The organism is Streptomyces sp. NPDC058239 (genome assembly GCF_042882185.1).
GTDB lineage: Bacteria > Actinomycetota > Actinomycetes > Streptomycetales > Streptomycetaceae > Streptomyces.
Genome location: NZ_JBHVWS010000040.1, coordinates 74,006 through 90,404 on the forward strand (window position 1 = coordinate 74,006; position 16,399 = coordinate 90,404).

The following is a 16,399-nucleotide window of genomic DNA, read 5'->3' on the forward strand; positions in this document are numbered from 1 at the left end:
CGGTCATGGGTCCGAGGACACAGAGCGGGATGCGGCGGTCCGGCCGGCGGTTGATGCCGCTGGGGTAGCCCCAGCCCGCGGGACGGGCGCCGGCAAGGTTGGCGGCGTCGGTGGAGCGAACATGCAGCGCCCTGTAGCCGTACGGCAGGCGGATAAGATCGCCTCCACGGTGACCATCTGGATCTGGTCCCAGCCGACCGCACGGCGTAAGGCACCAGTGGCGACGATGCCGTGCGGACCGATGCTGAGGGACCAGGGAGACCTCTCCCGCTCGTAGCGCATCCTGACCACGCCAAACACCAGCACGAAGAGATACGTGAGCGCGAATGGCCCGGCTATGGCGCCCGCCAACCCGGCCAAGCTCCCCACGCTGGGACTGGTCTCCTGGCTGAGGCCTTGGAGGCGTCCAGTCCCCAGCCCGATACCGAGGCCGACTGCCGTGATCGCCCACAGAACCGCGGATACACGCGACGTACGGGTGACGTGCGCACGGGACATTCGCGCGTAATCGGTGATTGACTCCCGGCCGGTCCAGGAAATCTCGAAGGGGCTGGCGGGAGCGGGTAGCGGCGGGGTGGTGATGCGAGACGGCACGCGGGTCACGGTGGGCGCGTCGGAGGTGCCGCGGGTGTCGAGGGCGGTGCGGAGCCGGCCCAGGTGCTCGTGGACTGCTTCTGCCGTCTGGGGGCGCTGGTCGGGGTCGCGTTGGAGCAGTTCAGCGACGAGCCGGATCACCGCGGGCGGCAGCTCGGGCCGAAGTGTGCCGAGTGAGGGTGCGTCCTCGGCGAGCTCTTGGTGCATGATCGCGAGGCCGGTTCGCCCGGTGAACGGTGGACGCCCGGTGAGCGGAGCGAAGAGGACGCTGCCGAGGGCGTACAGGTCCGAGCGCCGCCGCGTTCGGTGAGGAACTGCTCGGGCGCCCCGTACTCGGGCGTGCCGGGAGTGGGCCAGGGTGAAGGCCCTCTGGATGAACCCGGCGATGCCGAAGTCGACCACCTTGACCCGGCCGTCAGGGGTGAGCATCACGTTGTGCGGCTTGATGTCGTAGTGGATGAGCTGCGCGCTGTGCGCGGCGACCAGGGCCGCGCAGATCTCCTGCGCGACCTGAAGAGCGAGAGCCATGGCCATGGGACTCTCGTCGCGGATATGTTCGGCGAGATTGGCGCCCTCGACCCTTTCCATACCAAGCCCCATCACCTGGTCGTTCACCACGTTCAGCCAGGTGGCGCCCTTGTACCGCAGCCCGAAGTGCCAGGGATTCGAACCCGCGCACAGGGTCTGCACGGGCACGGTAAAGCGCACGCCGTCAGCGGAATTCTCCGGCTGTGACTGCCTGCAAAGCCAGGCGGGAAGCCCTGGACACCAGAAAATCACGAGCCGGTGGCACGGGTGAAGCGGGCAGCCCACTCGCGGATGAAGTCGATGAACTCGGGAGGGCCGAGCACCTCGAACTCCGCACCCACATTGCCCAGTGCCTGAGCCGGCCAGTCCAGCGTTTGCGAGGCCATCCGTACCCGGCACCGCTGCTCGTCGACCTCCTCGACCGTCGCCCACGGGCCGATCCGCGTGCGGACAGCCGCCGCGGTGGCGTACACGAGCACTTCGACGCTATGCAGCGCGGGGACACCGGCACCCCGTGAACGGACGAACGCCGCAGCGTTGTCGGCGGGTAGCTCGCGCCGGCGAAACCGTTCTCCGGTGCTGTGCGGATCGTCGAGGCGGTCGAGCCGGAAGTTGCGCCAGTCCTGCCGGGTCAGGTCGTAGGCCACCATGTACCAGCGGTACCCGAGCGAGACCAGCCCGTGCGGCTCGACATGGCGGGCGCTCCGGGCGCCACCGCGGGCGGTGTACGAGAACCGAAGCCGTTCCTCGTCACGGCATGCCTGCGCGATGGCGGTCAGCACGCCGGTCTCGACGCTCCGCCCACCACCCTCGACGGAGGGGACGGTCACCACCCGCAGGGCGTCGACCCGTCGGCGCAGTCGCGCCGGCATGACCTGTACGACCTTGGTGAACGCGCGGATCGAGGACTCCTCAATTCCGGTGACCGCGCCCTGGGCAGCTGCACGCAACCCGATGGCGAGCGCTACCGCCTCCTCGTCGTCGAGGACCAACGGCGGTAGGGCGGCGCCTGCCGTGAGCCGGTAGCCGCCTTCGACGCCGCGACTGGCCTCGACCGGGTAGCCCAACTCGCGCAGCCGGTCGATGTCGCGCCGCAGGGTGCGCACGGAAACACCGAGCCTGTCGGCCAGTTCACCGCCCGGCCAGTGCCGGTGGGACTGGAGCAGGGACAGCAGCCGCAGAGTCCGAGAGCTTGTGTTCGCCATGCCCCCAGGATGGCGGCAATTGAGGTCAGAAAGTGACCGTTATAGCTCGTAGCGTGGATCTCGCGAGGACGGCACAGGCCCCGGGCCGGGTGCGCCGACTGATCGAAACAAGGAGAACGATGACCGACAGCACGATGCCGACGATCACCCGCACGGCGTGGGAAGTGCGGCTGGCCAAGCACCTGAGGGCGGAGCTTGGGCTCGACAACTTCGACCTCGTGCAGGTGCAGACGCCCGAACCGGGCGCCGGAGAGGTCTTGGTCCGCACGGACTACCTGGGCCTGTCGGTCGCCTATCTGGAGATGATGCGCGCCGACTCCCATCTGCCGATCCCGCCGTGGCAGGTCGGCCAGCGCATCGGAGGCGGCGCGGTGGGCACGGTCGTGCGCTCCAACAGCGCGGACCTGGCCGTCGGCGACCTGGTCCGCACCATGACGGGGTGGTGCGAGTACTCGGCCGGGCCTGCGGACCAGTACCCCAAGCTGGACCCGGAGTTGTTCCCGAGCCCGGTGCACTACCTCAGCCAGGGGCCCACCGCGTACTACGGGATGGCCGAGATCGCCAAGGTCGGGGCCGATGATGTCGTCTTCGTCTCCGGTGCGGCGGGCGGCGTCGGGTCGCTGGCCGGGCAGATCGCCAGGTGCCGGGGCGCCGCGAAGGTGATCGGCAGCGCGGGAAGCCAGGAGAAGATCGACTACCTGGTCAACAAGCTCGGCTTCGACGCCGCGTTCAACTACCACGACCGCCCCGTCCTCGATCGCCTGCGGGAACTGGCGCCCGAGGGCATTACCGTCTACTTCGACAACGTCGGCGGCGAACAGTTCGAGGCAGCGGTCGTAGCGGCTGCACCCGGTGCCCGGTTCGCGCTCTGCGGTGCGCTGGCCACCCAGATCGGCGACCACGAGAACCGGTTCCCCGAGCCGGACCTCACCGCGGCGACCGCCAAGAGGATCGAGGTCCTGCCGTTCTCCACCTACCACACGCCGGAGCAGGTCGCGGCGTGGACCGAGCACTTCAGCACCTGGTTGGGCGAGGACCGCTTCGTGTTCCCCCACACGATCGTGGAAGGCGGTGTCACGGCCGCTCCTCAGGCGCTCGTCTCCCTGCTGCAGGGCAACTACAGGGGCAACGTCTCCGTGAAGGTCGCCGACTGAGGCTCGACGCGAGCCGCCTGTCACATACTGGCGGGCGGCTCGTTCCCTGCGGCGTCCCCACCACATCCAAGGAGATCCGGCACCACATGCCCGACATCCCCGTGCTCTCCATCCGCACCCTGAACCGGACACTGCTCCAACGTCAGTTCCTGGCAGCCCGAACCTCCCGCCCAGCGCTCGACGTCGTCGAGCAACTGGTCGCTCTGCAGGGGCAGGAGCCCAACTGGCCCTACGTGGGCCTGTGGACCCGGCTGGCCGACTTCCGGCACGACGAACTGACGGCACTGCTCCGCGACCGGCGCGTGGTGCGCTCTGCAGTCCTGCGCAGCACCCAGCACCTGACCAGCAGCGACGACTTCCGCTGGCTGCGGCCAGTCGTTCAGCCCGTCCTGGACCGCACCACGCGGGCGCGGTACTTTGCCGCACAGACTGCCGGGCTGGACCTCGACGAAATCGCTGCCACCGGGGTGGAGTTGATGGCTGGGCGGACCCTGCAGCGGCACCAGCTCGCCTCGTCGCTCGCCGAGCGTTTCCCCGGCCGCGACGGCCGCGTGCTCGCGGGGGCGGTAGAACTGAGGGTACCGATGGTGCACGCTCCGGCCACCGGCACATGGGGAGCCTGGGGCACCCGTGCCGGCATCGCCATCACAGTCGCGGAGCAGTGGATCGGCCGACCGATGGCGGCGTCTCAGGTCGCGAGGCTGATCCGCCGCTACCTGGCGGCGTTCGGCCCGGCCGGTGTGAAGGACATCCAGGCATGGTCGGGGCTGACCCGCCTGCGCGAGACTCTCGACGAGCTGCGGCCGCAGCTACGCGTCTTCCGCGACGAGCAGGGCACAGAGCTCTTCGACCTGCCGGACGCGCTGCTCGCCGACCCGGACCGACCCGTCCCGGTGCGCTTTCTGCCCGCCTTCGACAATCTCCTCCTCGGGCACGCGGACCGCGCCCGAGTGATCAGCGAGGCGGATCGTAAGCAGGTGATGCCGGGTCAGGCGATGGTGCGGCCCACCTTTCTGGTCGACGGATTCGTCCACGGCACATGGTCGAAGACGGGCTCCACACTGCTCATCTCGCCGTTCCGGCCGCTGTCGCAGGCAGACACCGCGGCAGTGCTGGACGAGGCCGAGTCACTTCTCGCCTTCATCGCACCGGATGCCGCCAACCGGATCGTCACGTTCAACTGAGATAGGAATTGTGAATGATCGCTCCGTAGGGAATCGACAGGTCCAGGCCGTTTCGTTCGGATCATCCGATCGTTGATCCGGATGTGCCGTTGACTGACGTGCAGTGGGCGCGGATTGAGCCGTTGATCGACGACATCGTCGTCTCGCTCTCGGTCATGCCCTCATCCGGACGCGACAGCCACACGCGGAGCGGATCGGGGTACCCCCACGCCCGCCATGCCCCGACAACACCCATTCAGGTTCAGCAGTTGTCACATACGCAGGCTTGTTGTCACCGAGACCGTTCCTTCAGCCCAATGTGATCCGGGCGGCGACCGGCAGGTGGTCGCTGCCGGTGGCGGGCAAGGTGCGGATGTGGTCGACGGTCGCCGAGCGGGCCATGACCTGGTCGATCCGGGCCAGCGGGAAGGCGGCGGGGAAGCTGAAGGCGAAACCCCGTTCCGCCACGTTCATCCGTGAGGTCAGCGGGGCCAGCCCGCGGTCATCGACCGTGCTGTTGAGGTCGCCCAGCAGGATCACCGTTCTCAGCTTCTCGGCGGCGACGGCCTTGCCCAGCAGGTCGGCGCTTTCGTCGCGCCAGGAGGAGGCGAGGCCGCTCGCCCGGACGCGGACCGAGGGCAGGTGTGCGACGTACGCCGCGATCTCGCCGTGCGGCGTGTGGACCACGGTCCGCAGCCCGCGACTCCAGTCCTCCGCGATCCCCTGGGGTTTTATGTTCAACAGTCGGGCATCGGTGAGCGGATGCTTTGACCAGAGTGCGACAGTGCCCTGAACTGTGTGGTACGGGTAGTCGGGGGCGAGGGTCTTCTCGTAGACCGGCAGCGCCGGGGACACGAGCTCCTCCAGCGCGATGAGATCGGGCTCGGCGTCAGCCAGGGCACGGGCCGTGCCCGCCGGGTCGGTGTTCTCGTCGCTGACATTGTGCTGCACCACGACCAGATCGTGCGCGCCGGGCTCTGCCCCAGGCAGGAGCAGGGCGCCGAAGAGGTACGTCCAGGCCGCCACCGGCAGTAGCAAGGCCACCAGTGCGGTGGCCGAACGGCGCAGCATCGTCAGGCCGAGCAGCACTACGACCACCAGGCCGAGCCAAGGCAAGAAGGCTTCCAGTAAACTGCCCAGGCGGCCCACGGAGTTGGGGACGGCCCGGTGGAACGCCAGCAGCCCGGCCGTTAGCACCGCAAGCGCGGCGAGGACCCGCGTCCAGGCCGGCCGGCCCCTCGCGTCCCCCTCCCACCGCCCCGTTCGGCGCCGCGCCCACTGGGGCGCTGCTGCCTTCACCGTCGACGTCGCACCGCTGTCCGCCCGCTCCATCATGGCTTCCCATCCGCTTGGCCTCGCCCCCCAAGACGAGCCATCAGGTGCATCAGTTTCGGTTTTCCGCAACCGCGTGCCGCGTCCTCCGCCCACGCGGAGAAGACGAGCGCACCCCTCTCGCCGCACCGGCGTCACTTCGGTGACAGCAGCCGATGCTGACCGGACGGGCGGCCAATGCTTCCGGCCCGCCGCTGAACGGCGTCGCGGTGATCGTCAACCAGCCGGATCGCGGTCAGTAACACCAGCCGACTGGAGGTGGATGTGACACATACGTGCGGCGCAACGCCACGGTCCGATGGGACGGGCTGGACGACGGGCCCGGTCGCAGACACCACGTACAGGGGCGGGTACTTCGGCCTGAGCAACGGCAGCATCACGGATGTTACGACGCGCCCGTGGTGGCGGAGCATGACGATTACGCAGTTGCAGGCATCGGGGGAGCTCGCGGGATCCAGAAGGGCAGTGCCGAAGTCCCGGCCACGCTGGCGAGAGTGCGGCCGCGGTAGTGCACTGGTACTGAGGGCACATTTGAACGACGCCCCGAGGAGGAGAAGATGCGCTGGACCCGATACTCCGTCTTCCTAGGGCCCGTAATCCTTGCTTTCCTCGCGCTCTCACCTGCTGTCGCAGCGGAGAACCCGGCTACACAGGCCTCCAAGCCTGTCTCCGAGGAGACACCCCACTACTATCTGCGCTGCCAGTTTCCGGAACGAGACCACCTACTGGCGTGGTTACTGTGGAGGGAGGCAAGCGGGGGCCACCGCTGGGAAGCGGGATGCTGAGAACTGCCTGCCGAGGAGCAGCCCACCGTTCTGAGCGCTCCGCCTCGTCATCTCTCGCATGCCCCTGCTTCCCTTCCTGGTGAACAACCCGCCGGTCAGGAACCGGACTTCGATCTGCTCGCCTTGGAATGGGCATGAGGTCTTTCGATGCGGTGTATGTGTCCGAGCCGGGCCTGGTTGTGGTGGGGGTGGCGGCCGGCGATGAGGAGACGGCGCTGGTCGCGGTCGCGGAGCTGGGGGAGCGGTGGGCGACGTCGGGTCCGTCAGAGGTGTGGCGGGTGCGGACATTTGCGGATGTGTGGTGCTCAGCGGTGCAGGGACAACCCAGTGGCGTTGTCAGCTTGCTGGCATATCTTCTGGCTATGGCAAATACGATCTGTGGCTGGTGTGGCCGGCTGACGCACATGACACTCGTTGGCGAGGCGCTACTGCATCCACTTGAGGGGGAAAGCCGGGACTGCAAGGGGCCTTGGGTCAAGGCGCGTGCCTGACCTGTACCAATGCCCGCCGCTCCAGCGGCCGTCTGCCCCGCCAGACAACCGCCCGCGCCCAGGCCCAGCGCCCGCTCGACGCCCCGGTGGGACTCTCCCGCCTCCAGACCGCCGCACTGACCACCGACATCGCCGAACTCGACCACGCCATCGCAGAACTCCGCAACCCGCCGGAAGCCCCGACGCATGAATGACCTCGCCGCGCTGCGGCTGCGGCACGCCCTGGAACACGCCGGCGTTCCCGTACGACCGGGCGTCGACCAGGCCGTCGTCCACGCCTTCGAACGGATCGTGACAGGAAACCCCGAACACACCACCGGTGCTCTCACCGTCACCACGCTGTGCACGGAGGCCGGTATCTCGCGCGCCACCTACTATCGCTCACCCCTGCCGAGATCATCACCGGGCTTCTGCGGACACCGGACGCGCCCCGCCCGCAGACCGACACCCTGACCGCAGACATCGCCCGCCTCAAGAAGGCGGACCGCACGCTGCGCTCCCAACACGCGACCGAGCGGCGGGAGGCGCGCGCCACCATCGCCGCCTACGCGAACAACATCCAGGCGCTGAGCCTGCGCAACAGCGGAGAATGCAGCCCTGCGAGGACACCTCCAGCGATTCGACGGCACCACCGCCTCACTTCCGCTGATGCTTGATCCTGCGGCGCATGGCGATGCACGTGTGCATATTCGTCTTCACGATGGAGTCGAGAGCCGCGTCAATGCCGCATCCGTGAGTAGTGCCGAGTTCCGATGTCACTCGACGTCAGATGAAGGGCAGCTGCTGGACTCGTGGACCTCGGAGCGGCCAGCCGACAGCGGCGGATTATGCGCAGCCGGAAGCGTCCGTCCCAGGCGTGTGAGCGGGGACAAAGCCATCACCACCGGTGACAACATCATGCCCGCGGCCGCCACCAGGAGACTGGTACGCAACCCCCACTCCATCGCGAGAAAGCCGCCGAGCAGGGAGCCGAGTGGGGCCGTCCCCATACCGACAAACGTGATCGTCGCGGCCACGCGACCCTGCATCCCGTCCGGAGTGACGGCCTGCCGAACCGCCATGATCGTGACATTCACCAGCTGGCCAGCGGTCCCGAACACGAAGGCGACCGCCAGGAGCACGGAAACCGTCACCGCTGAGGAGTCGTGCAGCGCGGGAACACACAGGAACACGCCGTCGCCGAGTGCCGCCGCGAACACGAGCACCGCGCCATGACCGAACCGGTTCGGCAGGCGGGCGGCCAGCATCGAGCCCAGGAACGCGCCTGGTCCCGTCGCCGCGAGTGCCAGCCCGACAGCGGTACCCGACAGGTGCAGTTCCCGCGGCAGGAAGAGCAGGTAGACCGTCATCATGGCCGCGAAGGAGAACTGGAAGGCGGCCGAGGCGAGGCACACGGTCCGCAGCAAGGTATCGATGACGACAAAGCAAAGGCCCTCATGGATCCGTCGCCACACCCGAGGGGGACGTTCCGAGCGTTCGGGGATCGCCTCGGTCCGACGGATCCGCCGAATCGACAGGAACGACAGCGCGAAAAACACCGCGCTGGAGGCAGCAGCGATCGGCGCCGACAGCAGGGACACCAACGCACCACCGAGGGCGGGCCCGCCGATCTGCGCCGCGGATCGGCTGCCCTCGAGCGCGCTATTGCCCTGCAGCAACTGATCGCGTTGCACCAGCCGTACGAGAGACGCCTGATAGGCCACGTCGAAGAACACGGACAGCGCCCCGACGGCGAAGGCGACCACGAGCAGCGCGGGCAGACCGAGCCAACCGAGGAGACCGGCCGCGGCGGCGGCGCTCAGCATCAGGGTCCGGCAGGCGTCCGTCACCACCATCACCGTGCGGGTCCGCCACCGGTCTACCCAGGCGCCGACGAAGAGCGAGAGCAACAGGATCGGCGCCTGCCCCACCGCGCGGAGGACGCCCAACTCGCCGGCGCCAGCGTCGAGCGTCAGGACGGCGAAGAGCGGGAGAACGATCAGAGTGGTGTGTTCGCCGAGTTGGGAGGCCGTCTGACCCACCCAGAGTCTGCGGAAGTCGCGATCCCGCCACAGGTTTGGCGGAGTAGATCGACTGGAATCGGATGCGGTGGAAGGAGTGGACGACACGAAGGTCCCTTGGATTGCCGACGACGAGGCCCATCACCCGGCGCACAACAGGTGCGCCTGCGATTCAGGCAGGGGAAGGCTCGCTGTGCCGCAACATCAAGGGCAGCACGCGATGACAGGCCGATCACGGCCTACAACGTCAACGCGCGCTCGGACGACCGGCCATGTCTGCAACTCCTCGTGGGGCAACTTGCTGCCCCCGGACACTAGCGCTCGGTGGCTCAACGCGAAAGACAATTGGGGGCGGACCGGCGGTTGGACCCTGTTCCGCCCCGCGGAACTTCCCACAGCCCTGGATGAGGCATCCCTTACAGCTCTCCAGCGAACTATGGCGTACAGATCGACCTGAGACACCGAACGCTGAGACAACCCTGCAGGTCACATATCCCCATCGCTCGGCAATCCCTGAGAAACCCCTAACTGCCCGCGGTCACGGCCTTGAGTGCGTCCAATGCCTCCCGCATCAACAACGACAGCTCGCGTTCCTCGTCCGCCGCGATCCAGCGATGGAAGCCGACTTTGAAGAGGGCGACCCCTGCCTCGGCGGCCAGGCTCGCGTCCGGTTCCGCAACGCCGTGCTGGCGCAGGGTATCGGCGAGCGCGGCCGAGGTCGAGGCGAGCTTGATCAGGTCGCGCTCCTGGAGCTCGGGGTTCGACATGATCACAGCCTGTCGAGTGCGTACGAAGTCGCGTTGGCCGGCGAGCATCTCGGCGATCGCTTCAAGACCCACGGCCAGAGCGTCGATCGGCGCCACGGACTTCAGGGCATCGGAGACCGCCCCCACAAACCGGTCCTGAAACTCGCCTGCGGTGGCGAACAGTACCTCGCGCTTGTCTGCGTAGTGATTGAAGAAGGTCCGCTCAGTGAGCCCGGCGCGCTTGGCGATCTCCGCCACGGTGGTCTGCTCGTATCCGCGCTCGCTGTAGAGCTCCAGCGCCGCTGCCGCCAGGCGCCCGCGTGCGTTCGGCTGCCATCTACCCATGGGCAGATCCTACGTGATTTCAGTGACTGCACTCAGATGTTAAGGTCGATTGCAGTAACTGAAATCAAGGGTTGGGGTTTCTCATGCGCATCTTTGTGACCGGCGCGTCCGGCTTCATCGGCTCCGCTGTGGTTCCCGAGCTCATCGGCGCGGGGCACCAGGTCGTCGGGCTCGCCCGCTCCGACGCCTCCGCCGCCGCACTCACCGCCGCTGGCGAGGAGGTTGTCCGCGGCACCCTCGACGACGTTGAGGTTCTGTGGGACACGGCCGTCGCGTCGGACGGAGTGATCCACCTCGCCTTCAACGGCGAGCGCGCGTTCACCGGCGACTACCAGGGCGCCGCCGATGCCGATCGCCGCGTCGTCGACACCTTCGGCGATGCGCTCGCCGGCACTGATCGCCCCCTCGTCCTCGCCACCGGCTTCATCGGCTTCCCGACGGGGCGCGCGGTGACCGAGCAGGATGCGCCCACCATCGACGGCTCGCCGTATGTGATTCGGTCGGCCACCGCCCAGGCCGCGCTCGCGTTTGCCTCGCGCGGCGTCCGCTCATCGGTGGTGCGGGTCTCTCCGACCGTCCACGGGGAGGGGGACTACGGCTGGGTGCCGCACCTGGTCGCCACCGCCCGCGCCAAGAACGTCTCCGCCTACATCGGCGACGGCGCCAACCGCTGGCCGGCAGTCCACCGCCTCGACATTGCACGGCTGTTCCGCCTGGCCGTCGAGAAGGCGCCCGCCGGATCGGCGCTGCACGGCGTCGCGGAGGAGGGCGTCGCGCTCCGCGACATCGCCGAGGTGATCGGCCGCCACCTCGACGTACCGGTGACCTCCGTGGCCCCCGAAACGGCGGAGGAACACTTCACCTGGCTGAGCCCTTTCATGAGCCTCGACGTCCCGGTGTCGAGCACCCTGACCCGCGAACTGCTCAACTGGCAGCCCACCCACCCCAGCCTGCTCGAAGACCTCGCCAAGGGCCACTACTTCCACACCCCTGCCACCACCTGACCAGCTCCAAAGACGCCGGCTCAGCATCCTGCTGTCCCGGGCGCGTGTCATTTATTCAGTTGAGCAGAATGAACATGCCGCTCTGACCTGCGTCCTTTCACGCCGTCTCATGTCAGGTGTCACTTCCACGTGCCTCGTCGAGTCGGCAGCCAGCTGTCGATGACGGCTGTGAGCTCGTCGTGATCGGTGAAGACGTGTCCGTTCATACCCATGGCCTGCGCGGCGCGTACGTTCTCCTCGCGGTCGTCGACGAAGAGGAAGTCCGCCGGAGCGGCCCCCATGGCGATGACGCAGTGGTGGAAGGCGGCCGGGGCCGGCTTTGCCACTTTGATCTTCCCGGAGAAGGCAACGTGGTCCAGATCGTGCAGCCACGGCTGCGCGGCGAGGAGGACGTCCGCGTGGTCCGAGGGGATGTTGGACAGCAGGGCGACCTCGGCGGCGCCGCGGAGGGACCGGGCATAGGCGACCATCCGCTTGTCGACGCGTGACCAGCTGTCGATGTCGGTGACGCGCAACTCCTCGATCGTGTCCGCGTCGGCGGGACGGGACAGCCAGCGCAGTACGGCGGTCCAGTACTCGGACGCGGACTGCTGACCGGCGTCGTAGGGCGGTCGGCACGCCCAGTAGGCCGTGGTGAGGGCGTCGGTGGGTGCGTGGCAGCGGGCGGCCATTCTTTCCAGGGCGCCGGGGCGTTGGTGGGGGGCTATGACCCCGAAGAGGTCGAACAGCACGATGCTTCGCTCGGTGGGCATGGTCGTGGGCTCCTCCGGATTCCGAGGGGGTCAGTGGCTGCTGGTTGCCGGCTCGCGCGTGCGGTCGGATCCCTTGCGCAGGATCCCGGCGGCCACAGCAGTGACGGCGCACAGCAGGGTCAGCAGTACGAAGGCATGATTCAGGGCGACGAGGTGGGTCAGCCAGCCGATGACGGCGGGGCCGGCGAGCATGCCGACGTAGCCGAGTCCGGCGACGCGGGAGACGTTGGCCCCTGCAGCCGAGGGGTCGGCGTGCCCGGCCGCGCTGAACAACTGCGGGACACAGCCGGACAGCCCCAGACCGAACAGCGCCCACCCGGCGAACGCGGCCCACATCCACGGGCAGAGGGCCACGATGGTGATGCCGACAGCTGCCGTCGCCGCGCCGTAACGCAGGATCGCCATGGACCCGAACCGGGCGACGAGGCGGTCGGCGAGCAGCCGGCCGATGGTCATGGTGGCCGCGAAGGTGCCGTAGGCGAAGGCGGCAGTGCTCGCGGATGCGCCGAGGATCTCCTTCAGGTGCAACGCACTCCAGTCGTTGGCGGCGCCCTCGCACAGCATGACCATCAGCGCCAGGGCAGCAAGGGCCCAGATGCGGCCACCGGCGCTGCGACGCTTGGCGGCCTGCCCCTTCCCGGCCTCCGCCTCGGTGCCGATGCCGGTGTTGGTGGCTGTGGCTGTGTCGACGGCGGTGGGTGTGGCCGGCAGCAGGGCACGTACCGACACCAGGGCGATCACGACGCCCAGGGCTCCCATGGCGGCCATGCCTGCGGCGGGGCTCAGGCCCGCGCTCGCCGCAGCCGCTCCGACAAGTGCGGCAAGGACGCCCCCCACCGAGAACGTGGCGTGGAAAGCCGACATGACAGGACGGCCGTACGACTTCTCCACGTGCACGGCGTGGGCGTTCATGCTCACGTCCAGGCAGCCGTTGCAGAAGCCGAAGACCAGCAGACCGGCCGCCAGCACCCACGGCTCCTGGGCGAGGCCGGGCAGCACCAGGGTCGCGCTGCACAGCACACCGGCGGCGGGGATGACCGTGCGCGCCCCGAGGCGGTCGGTCAGGCGCCCGGCCACCTGCATGCCGATGAAGGCCCCGAGGCCCAGCAGAACCAGCAGTCCCCCGAGCGTCGCGTGACTGATGCCAACGCGATCCTCGATGGCCGGGATATGCACCACCCAGGTGCCCACCACGGTGCCGCAGAGGACGAAATAGACAAAGGTCACTGCTCGGGCGGATCGCAACGAATAACTCATGAGAATCACCATAGCGAACATTAATGATGATTGAATACCGTCGCTTCGCACATATTGAATGTTCGTTTCGGGTGGTGTTCAATCGCGGTATGAGCAACGCAGACCGGCACGGGCTGATCGCGCAGACCGTCAGGGAGTCGGGCAGGGTCACGGTCCAGGAACTCGTCGACCTGACCGGCGCCTCCGAGATGACCATCCGGCGCGACCTCGACGCACTGGCCGCGCAAGGCGTCCTCGAGCGCGTCCGCGGCGGCGCGCGCACCCTGCTGCTCCGGGGTGAGGAGCCACCCTTCGCGCTGCGTGCTCACGAGGCCGTCGATGCCAAGCGCCGCATCGCGGCCGAGGTGTCCTCGCTCATTGCCGACGGCGAGACCGTCCTCCTGGACAGCGGCACCACCTGCCTGGAGATCGCACACCTGCTGCGCCGTCGGCCGGTCACCGTGATGCCCCTGTCATTGCAGGCCATCCATGCACTCGGCGAGGGTCCGGGCCCGGCCACGCTGATGGTGCCCGGCGGGCAGCCCCGGGCCGCCGAGGGAGCTCTCACCGGACCCCTCACCCTCGCATCCCTGGCGGCACTGCGCTTCGACACTGCTGTCATGGGCTGCTGTGGTCTGAGCGCAGCCGAGGGCCTGACCGCCTACGACCTCAATGACGCGGCCGTGAAGAAGGCCGGCATCGCCTCCACGCGCCGCGTCATCGTCGCCGCCGACGGCAGCAAACTCGGCCACACCGCCTACGCCTACGTCGGCCCCGCCACCCTCCTGCACACCCTCGTCACCGACACCACAGCACCCGCCGACGAGGTCACCGCGCTCGAAGGCACCGGCACCGTCGTCAAAGCCGTCTGACAAGACCGGTCCGCTCCAAGGGGCGCTGGGCGCCGGACGGCTCCCGGCGTGTCGGCGACCTCAGGGTTGTGCGCGTAGAGGACGCTCTGCCAGCTGCCTGCCCGCCCACCAGGTCGGCACGGCTGTCCTTGCGAGTCTCACGGTCCTGCCCGAAGCCTCAGACCGCAGATGATGGACCCCACTGTGGCGCGAGATCCACTCCGCCTCATGCCGGTCGCGCGCTGCGTGTGGCGCTCTTGTCGTACGCGCCCTGGTGGTGCCGGATCTCCATGTGATGGTCGGCGGACCAGGCGGCCAGGGGTTCGATGGCGGAGAGCAGGGAAGCGCCGAGGGCGGTGAGGGAGTACTCAACGCGGGGCCGCACCTCCGCATAGGAGGTGCGGTCGACCAGCCCGCTGCGCTGAAGGCGCTTGAGGGTGAGGGTGAGCATGCGCCGGGAGATGGCGGGGATCGTGGTGTCGAGGTCCGAGTAGCGGGCGTCGCCGGCGGCCAGGGCGCCGATGACCAGCATGCTCCACTTGTCGCCTACCAGGTCGAGGATCTCGCGGATGAAGTCCGCATCCTTCTCGTCCCAGCGTGCGCACGGGCCAGAGAGGCGCAGTACGTTTCCCCGCGCCTCGCCAGTGGAGGCCGGCCGGCCCTCGTTGTTGCTCACGGATGACGCCCTTCCGGTGCCCCTCAGGAACATGAAAGTACCTTTTGTAGCCCCTGTCGCAGTCGTGCACAGTGGGCTGCGCACCAGGCGTCAACGCACTGGTCGAAGCGGTTGTGCCGCGCGCACAGGTCGGCAACCGCCGGGTACGTCAGGCGTATTCCCGCCTCGTCGCCCCCGGCATGGTTCCCGTCCGCCGAACCGGCGCCGCACTCCCACGAGCCGAAAGGATGTGCCCAGTCATGGAAGGGCTCAAGGACAAGGTCTTCATCGTCACCGGCGGCGGATCGGGCATCGGCGCGGTCACCGTACAGCGGCTGCTGGCCGAAGGCGCCCGGGTGGCCGCGGCCGGCACCAACCCCGACAAGCTCGCGCGGACCCGCGAGCAGGCGGCGGAAGCGGCCGACCGGCTGCTCACGGTCCAGTTCGACCTCCGGGACGATGCTTCCATCGCCTCCCTGGTGGCCCGGGCCACCGAGCACTTCGGCCGGCTCGACGGCGTCGCCAACGTTGCCGCCGCCGTCAGCCCGGACCTCTCGGCCCGCGACCAGGGCGTGGACACCATGGACCCCGAGGTGTGGGCCGAGATGATGCGGATCAACGTCATCGGCACCGGCCTCGTGATCCGCGAGAGCCTGCCCGCGCTGGTCGCCGCGGGTGGCGGCTCGATCGTCAACGTCTCCTCCCTGGCGGCCTGGCAGCGGGAAGAGTGGCTCACCGCGTACGCCTCATCCAAGATCGCCCTGCACGCACTCACCCGCCACACCGCCCACGTGTGGGGCAAGAAGGACATCCGGGTCAACGCCGTCGCCCCCGGGGTCGTCCTCACGGAGAACGTCCGCACCGGCACGCCACCCGAGATCCTCGAGGCGCTGCTGGAGAAGACCGCGCTCCCACGGCTCGGCGAGCCCGAGGACCTCGCCTCCATGATCGTCTTCCTGCTGTCCGCGGAGTCCAGCTGGATCACCGGCCAGATCCTGTCGGTGGACGGCGGCGTGACCATGCGCGAGTAGCGCTGCCCGCTACTGCGAACGAAGATCCACAGCTCTCTCGGTACGTATTTGTTCCGTCGGGCAGTCTCCGCCCACCGCATGTCGACCGAGGGCTGTGGCCGTTTCGCCCGGCTCCGCCGTGGGACAAGCCCGGCCTCGCCGTGCCGGCGAAAGGCAGCGGGCCACCGTTCAATGGTGCGGACGGTTACACCGAGTTCCGCGGTCTTGGCCGCCCACCTCGCGACTCCATCGACGTCGTCGGAACGTACTCGTTCCGCGGCTCTTTGTCGCTGGCCAACTGCCGGTAGCCCGTCAGAACTTCACGCCTGTGGCTAGCCCGCTCGGTGATCAGGGGGTCTTCTTCGTTCTCGACCACCTCGACGCTCTCGCCGTCGTAGAGGAACCTCGTTCCAGCACCAACCCGCGTACCCGCGCCGCTCACCTCGTGCTCACTAGGGCGCGTATCGTGTTGTGATCAATCTGCCGGATTCGGCTTCGTGGCGGGTTCTGATCCGGTAGTTCTTTTCGCGTGACGCGAGTGCAACTGA

16 protein-coding genes are annotated in these 16,399 nt (G+C 68.4%); 8 read left to right on the forward strand and 8 right to left on the reverse strand.

All coding sequences use genetic code 11. From position 1 onward, the window contains the following. Nucleotides 1–3: 3 nt before the first annotated feature. Both ACFVYE_RS32935 and ACFVYE_RS32940 read right to left on the reverse strand, forming a co-directional pair. On the reverse strand, nt 4–1,302 hold the full coding sequence (locus tag ACFVYE_RS32935; protein ID WP_389608006.1) for a protein kinase: 1,299 nt from the start codon (nt 1,300–1,302) through the stop codon (nt 4–6). A 68-nt stretch (nt 1,303–1,370) separates the two neighbouring features. Continuing rightward, complete coding sequence (locus ACFVYE_RS32940; protein ID WP_389608007.1) at nt 1,371–2,327, reverse strand: helix-turn-helix transcriptional regulator; 957 nt, start codon at nt 2,325–2,327, stop codon at nt 1,371–1,373. Nucleotides 2,328–2,446: 119 nt separating this feature from the next. Here ACFVYE_RS32940 and ACFVYE_RS32945 point away from each other — a divergent pair, with 119 nt between their 5' ends. Next, nucleotides 2,447–3,481 (forward strand): zinc-binding dehydrogenase, encoded by a 1,035-nt coding sequence (locus ACFVYE_RS32945; protein ID WP_389608008.1) that lies wholly within the window; start codon nt 2,447–2,449, stop codon nt 3,479–3,481. 86 nt (nt 3,482–3,567) lie between these two features. Then, complete coding sequence (locus tag ACFVYE_RS32950; RefSeq protein WP_383965064.1) at nt 3,568–4,665, forward strand: winged helix DNA-binding domain-containing protein; 1,098 nt, start codon at nt 3,568–3,570, stop codon at nt 4,663–4,665. A 288-nt stretch (nt 4,666–4,953) separates the two neighbouring features. Here ACFVYE_RS32950 and ACFVYE_RS32955 read toward each other — a convergent pair whose 3' ends face one another. Beyond that, nucleotides 4,954–5,979, reverse strand: coding sequence for an endonuclease/exonuclease/phosphatase family protein (locus ACFVYE_RS32955; RefSeq protein WP_389608009.1), 1,026 nt, complete (start codon nt 5,977–5,979; stop codon nt 4,954–4,956). A 916-nt stretch (nt 5,980–6,895) separates the two neighbouring features. Here ACFVYE_RS32955 and ACFVYE_RS32960 point away from each other — a divergent pair. The 3 genes from ACFVYE_RS32960 to ACFVYE_RS32970 are packed head-to-tail and all read left to right on the forward strand — an operon-like array spanning nt 6,896 to nt 7,705. Continuing rightward, nucleotides 6,896–7,252, forward strand: coding sequence for a DUF6207 family protein (locus tag ACFVYE_RS32960; RefSeq protein ID WP_389608010.1), 357 nt, complete (start codon nt 6,896–6,898; stop codon nt 7,250–7,252). Then, nucleotides 7,231–7,446 (forward strand): hypothetical protein, encoded by a 216-nt coding sequence (locus ACFVYE_RS32965; protein WP_389608011.1) that lies wholly within the window; start codon nt 7,231–7,233, stop codon nt 7,444–7,446. Before ACFVYE_RS32960 ends, ACFVYE_RS32965 begins: the two co-directional genes overlap by 22 nt. Continuing rightward, nucleotides 7,439–7,705: a hypothetical protein gene (locus tag ACFVYE_RS32970; protein ID WP_389608012.1), complete on the forward strand. Its 267-nt coding sequence runs from the start codon at nt 7,439–7,441 to the stop codon at nt 7,703–7,705. The genes ACFVYE_RS32965 and ACFVYE_RS32970 overlap by 8 nt, the downstream gene beginning before the upstream one ends. Nucleotides 7,706–8,007: 302 nt before the next feature. On the opposite strand, the gene ACFVYE_RS32975 is transcribed toward ACFVYE_RS32970, so the two are convergent. Together ACFVYE_RS32975 and ACFVYE_RS32980 are read right to left on the reverse strand one after the other, a co-directional pair. Next, entirely contained in the window at nt 8,008–9,306 is a 1,299-nt protein-coding gene (locus tag ACFVYE_RS32975; RefSeq protein ID WP_383965123.1) for an MFS transporter, read from the reverse strand. Between the two features lie 470 nt (nt 9,307–9,776). Next, nucleotides 9,777–10,343: a TetR/AcrR family transcriptional regulator gene (locus tag ACFVYE_RS32980; RefSeq protein ID WP_389608013.1), complete on the reverse strand. Its 567-nt coding sequence runs from the start codon at nt 10,341–10,343 to the stop codon at nt 9,777–9,779. An 83-nt stretch (nt 10,344–10,426) separates the two neighbouring features. Between ACFVYE_RS32980 and ACFVYE_RS32985 the strand changes: the two genes are divergently transcribed. Next, nucleotides 10,427–11,347, forward strand: a complete 921-nt coding sequence (locus ACFVYE_RS32985; RefSeq protein WP_389608014.1) for an SDR family oxidoreductase — start codon at nt 10,427–10,429, stop codon at nt 11,345–11,347. Between the two features lie 119 nt (nt 11,348–11,466). On the opposite strand, the gene ACFVYE_RS32990 is transcribed toward ACFVYE_RS32985, so the two are convergent. Then, the gene (locus ACFVYE_RS32990; RefSeq protein ID WP_383965082.1) at nt 11,467–12,099 is read right to left on the reverse strand and encodes an HAD family hydrolase; all 633 of its coding nucleotides are present in this window, start codon (nt 12,097–12,099) and stop codon (nt 11,467–11,469) included. Nucleotides 12,100–12,129: 30 nt separating this feature from the next. After that, nucleotides 12,130–13,356, reverse strand: coding sequence for an MFS transporter (locus ACFVYE_RS32995; RefSeq protein ID WP_389608015.1), 1,227 nt, complete (start codon nt 13,354–13,356; stop codon nt 12,130–12,132). 89 nt (nt 13,357–13,445) lie between these two features. On the opposite strand from ACFVYE_RS32995, the gene ACFVYE_RS33000 reads away from it, so the two are divergent. Continuing rightward, nucleotides 13,446–14,207, forward strand: a complete 762-nt coding sequence (locus ACFVYE_RS33000) for a DeoR/GlpR family DNA-binding transcription regulator (RefSeq protein WP_383965088.1) — start codon at nt 13,446–13,448, stop codon at nt 14,205–14,207. 205 nt (nt 14,208–14,412) lie between these two features. Here ACFVYE_RS33000 and ACFVYE_RS33005 read toward each other — a convergent pair whose 3' ends face one another. Further along, the gene (locus ACFVYE_RS33005) at nt 14,413–14,862 is read right to left on the reverse strand and encodes a winged helix-turn-helix transcriptional regulator (protein WP_383965091.1); all 450 of its coding nucleotides are present in this window, start codon (nt 14,860–14,862) and stop codon (nt 14,413–14,415) included. Nucleotides 14,863–15,101: 239 nt separating this feature from the next. Here ACFVYE_RS33005 and ACFVYE_RS33010 point away from each other — a divergent pair, with 239 nt between their 5' ends. Next, nucleotides 15,102–15,872 (forward strand): SDR family NAD(P)-dependent oxidoreductase, encoded by a 771-nt coding sequence (locus ACFVYE_RS33010; RefSeq protein ID WP_383965094.1) that lies wholly within the window; start codon nt 15,102–15,104, stop codon nt 15,870–15,872. Nucleotides 15,873–16,399: the final 527 nt, after the last annotated feature.

Bases quoted from the DNA above. Each gene is read 5' to 3' on its own strand.
- ACFVYE_RS32955 (WP_389608009.1), bottom strand. From the start codon at position 5,979: ATGATGGAGCGGGCGGACAGCGGTGCGACGTCGACGGTGAAGGCAGCA.
- ACFVYE_RS33000 (WP_383965088.1), top strand. From the start codon at position 13,446: ATGAGCAACGCAGACCGGCACGGGCTGATCGCGCAGACCGTCAGGGAG.
- ACFVYE_RS32980 (WP_389608013.1), bottom strand. From the start codon at position 10,343: ATGGGTAGATGGCAGCCGAACGCACGCGGGCGCCTGGCGGCAGCGGCG.
- ACFVYE_RS32990 (WP_383965082.1), bottom strand. From the start codon at position 12,099: ATGCCCACCGAGCGAAGCATCGTGCTGTTCGACCTCTTCGGGGTCATA.
- ACFVYE_RS32960 (WP_389608010.1), top strand. From the start codon at position 6,896: ATGAGGTCTTTCGATGCGGTGTATGTGTCCGAGCCGGGCCTGGTTGTG.
- ACFVYE_RS32945 (WP_389608008.1), top strand. From the start codon at position 2,447: ATGACCGACAGCACGATGCCGACGATCACCCGCACGGCGTGGGAAGTG.
- ACFVYE_RS32970 (WP_389608012.1), top strand. From the start codon at position 7,439: ATGAATGACCTCGCCGCGCTGCGGCTGCGGCACGCCCTGGAACACGCC.
- ACFVYE_RS32950 (WP_383965064.1), top strand. From the start codon at position 3,568: ATGCCCGACATCCCCGTGCTCTCCATCCGCACCCTGAACCGGACACTG.
- ACFVYE_RS33010 (WP_383965094.1), top strand. From the start codon at position 15,102: ATGGAAGGGCTCAAGGACAAGGTCTTCATCGTCACCGGCGGCGGATCG.
- ACFVYE_RS32940 (WP_389608007.1), bottom strand. From the start codon at position 2,327: ATGGCGAACACAAGCTCTCGGACTCTGCGGCTGCTGTCCCTGCTCCAG.
- ACFVYE_RS32985 (WP_389608014.1), top strand. From the start codon at position 10,427: ATGCGCATCTTTGTGACCGGCGCGTCCGGCTTCATCGGCTCCGCTGTG.
- ACFVYE_RS32995 (WP_389608015.1), bottom strand. From the start codon at position 13,356: ATGAGTTATTCGTTGCGATCCGCCCGAGCAGTGACCTTTGTCTATTTC.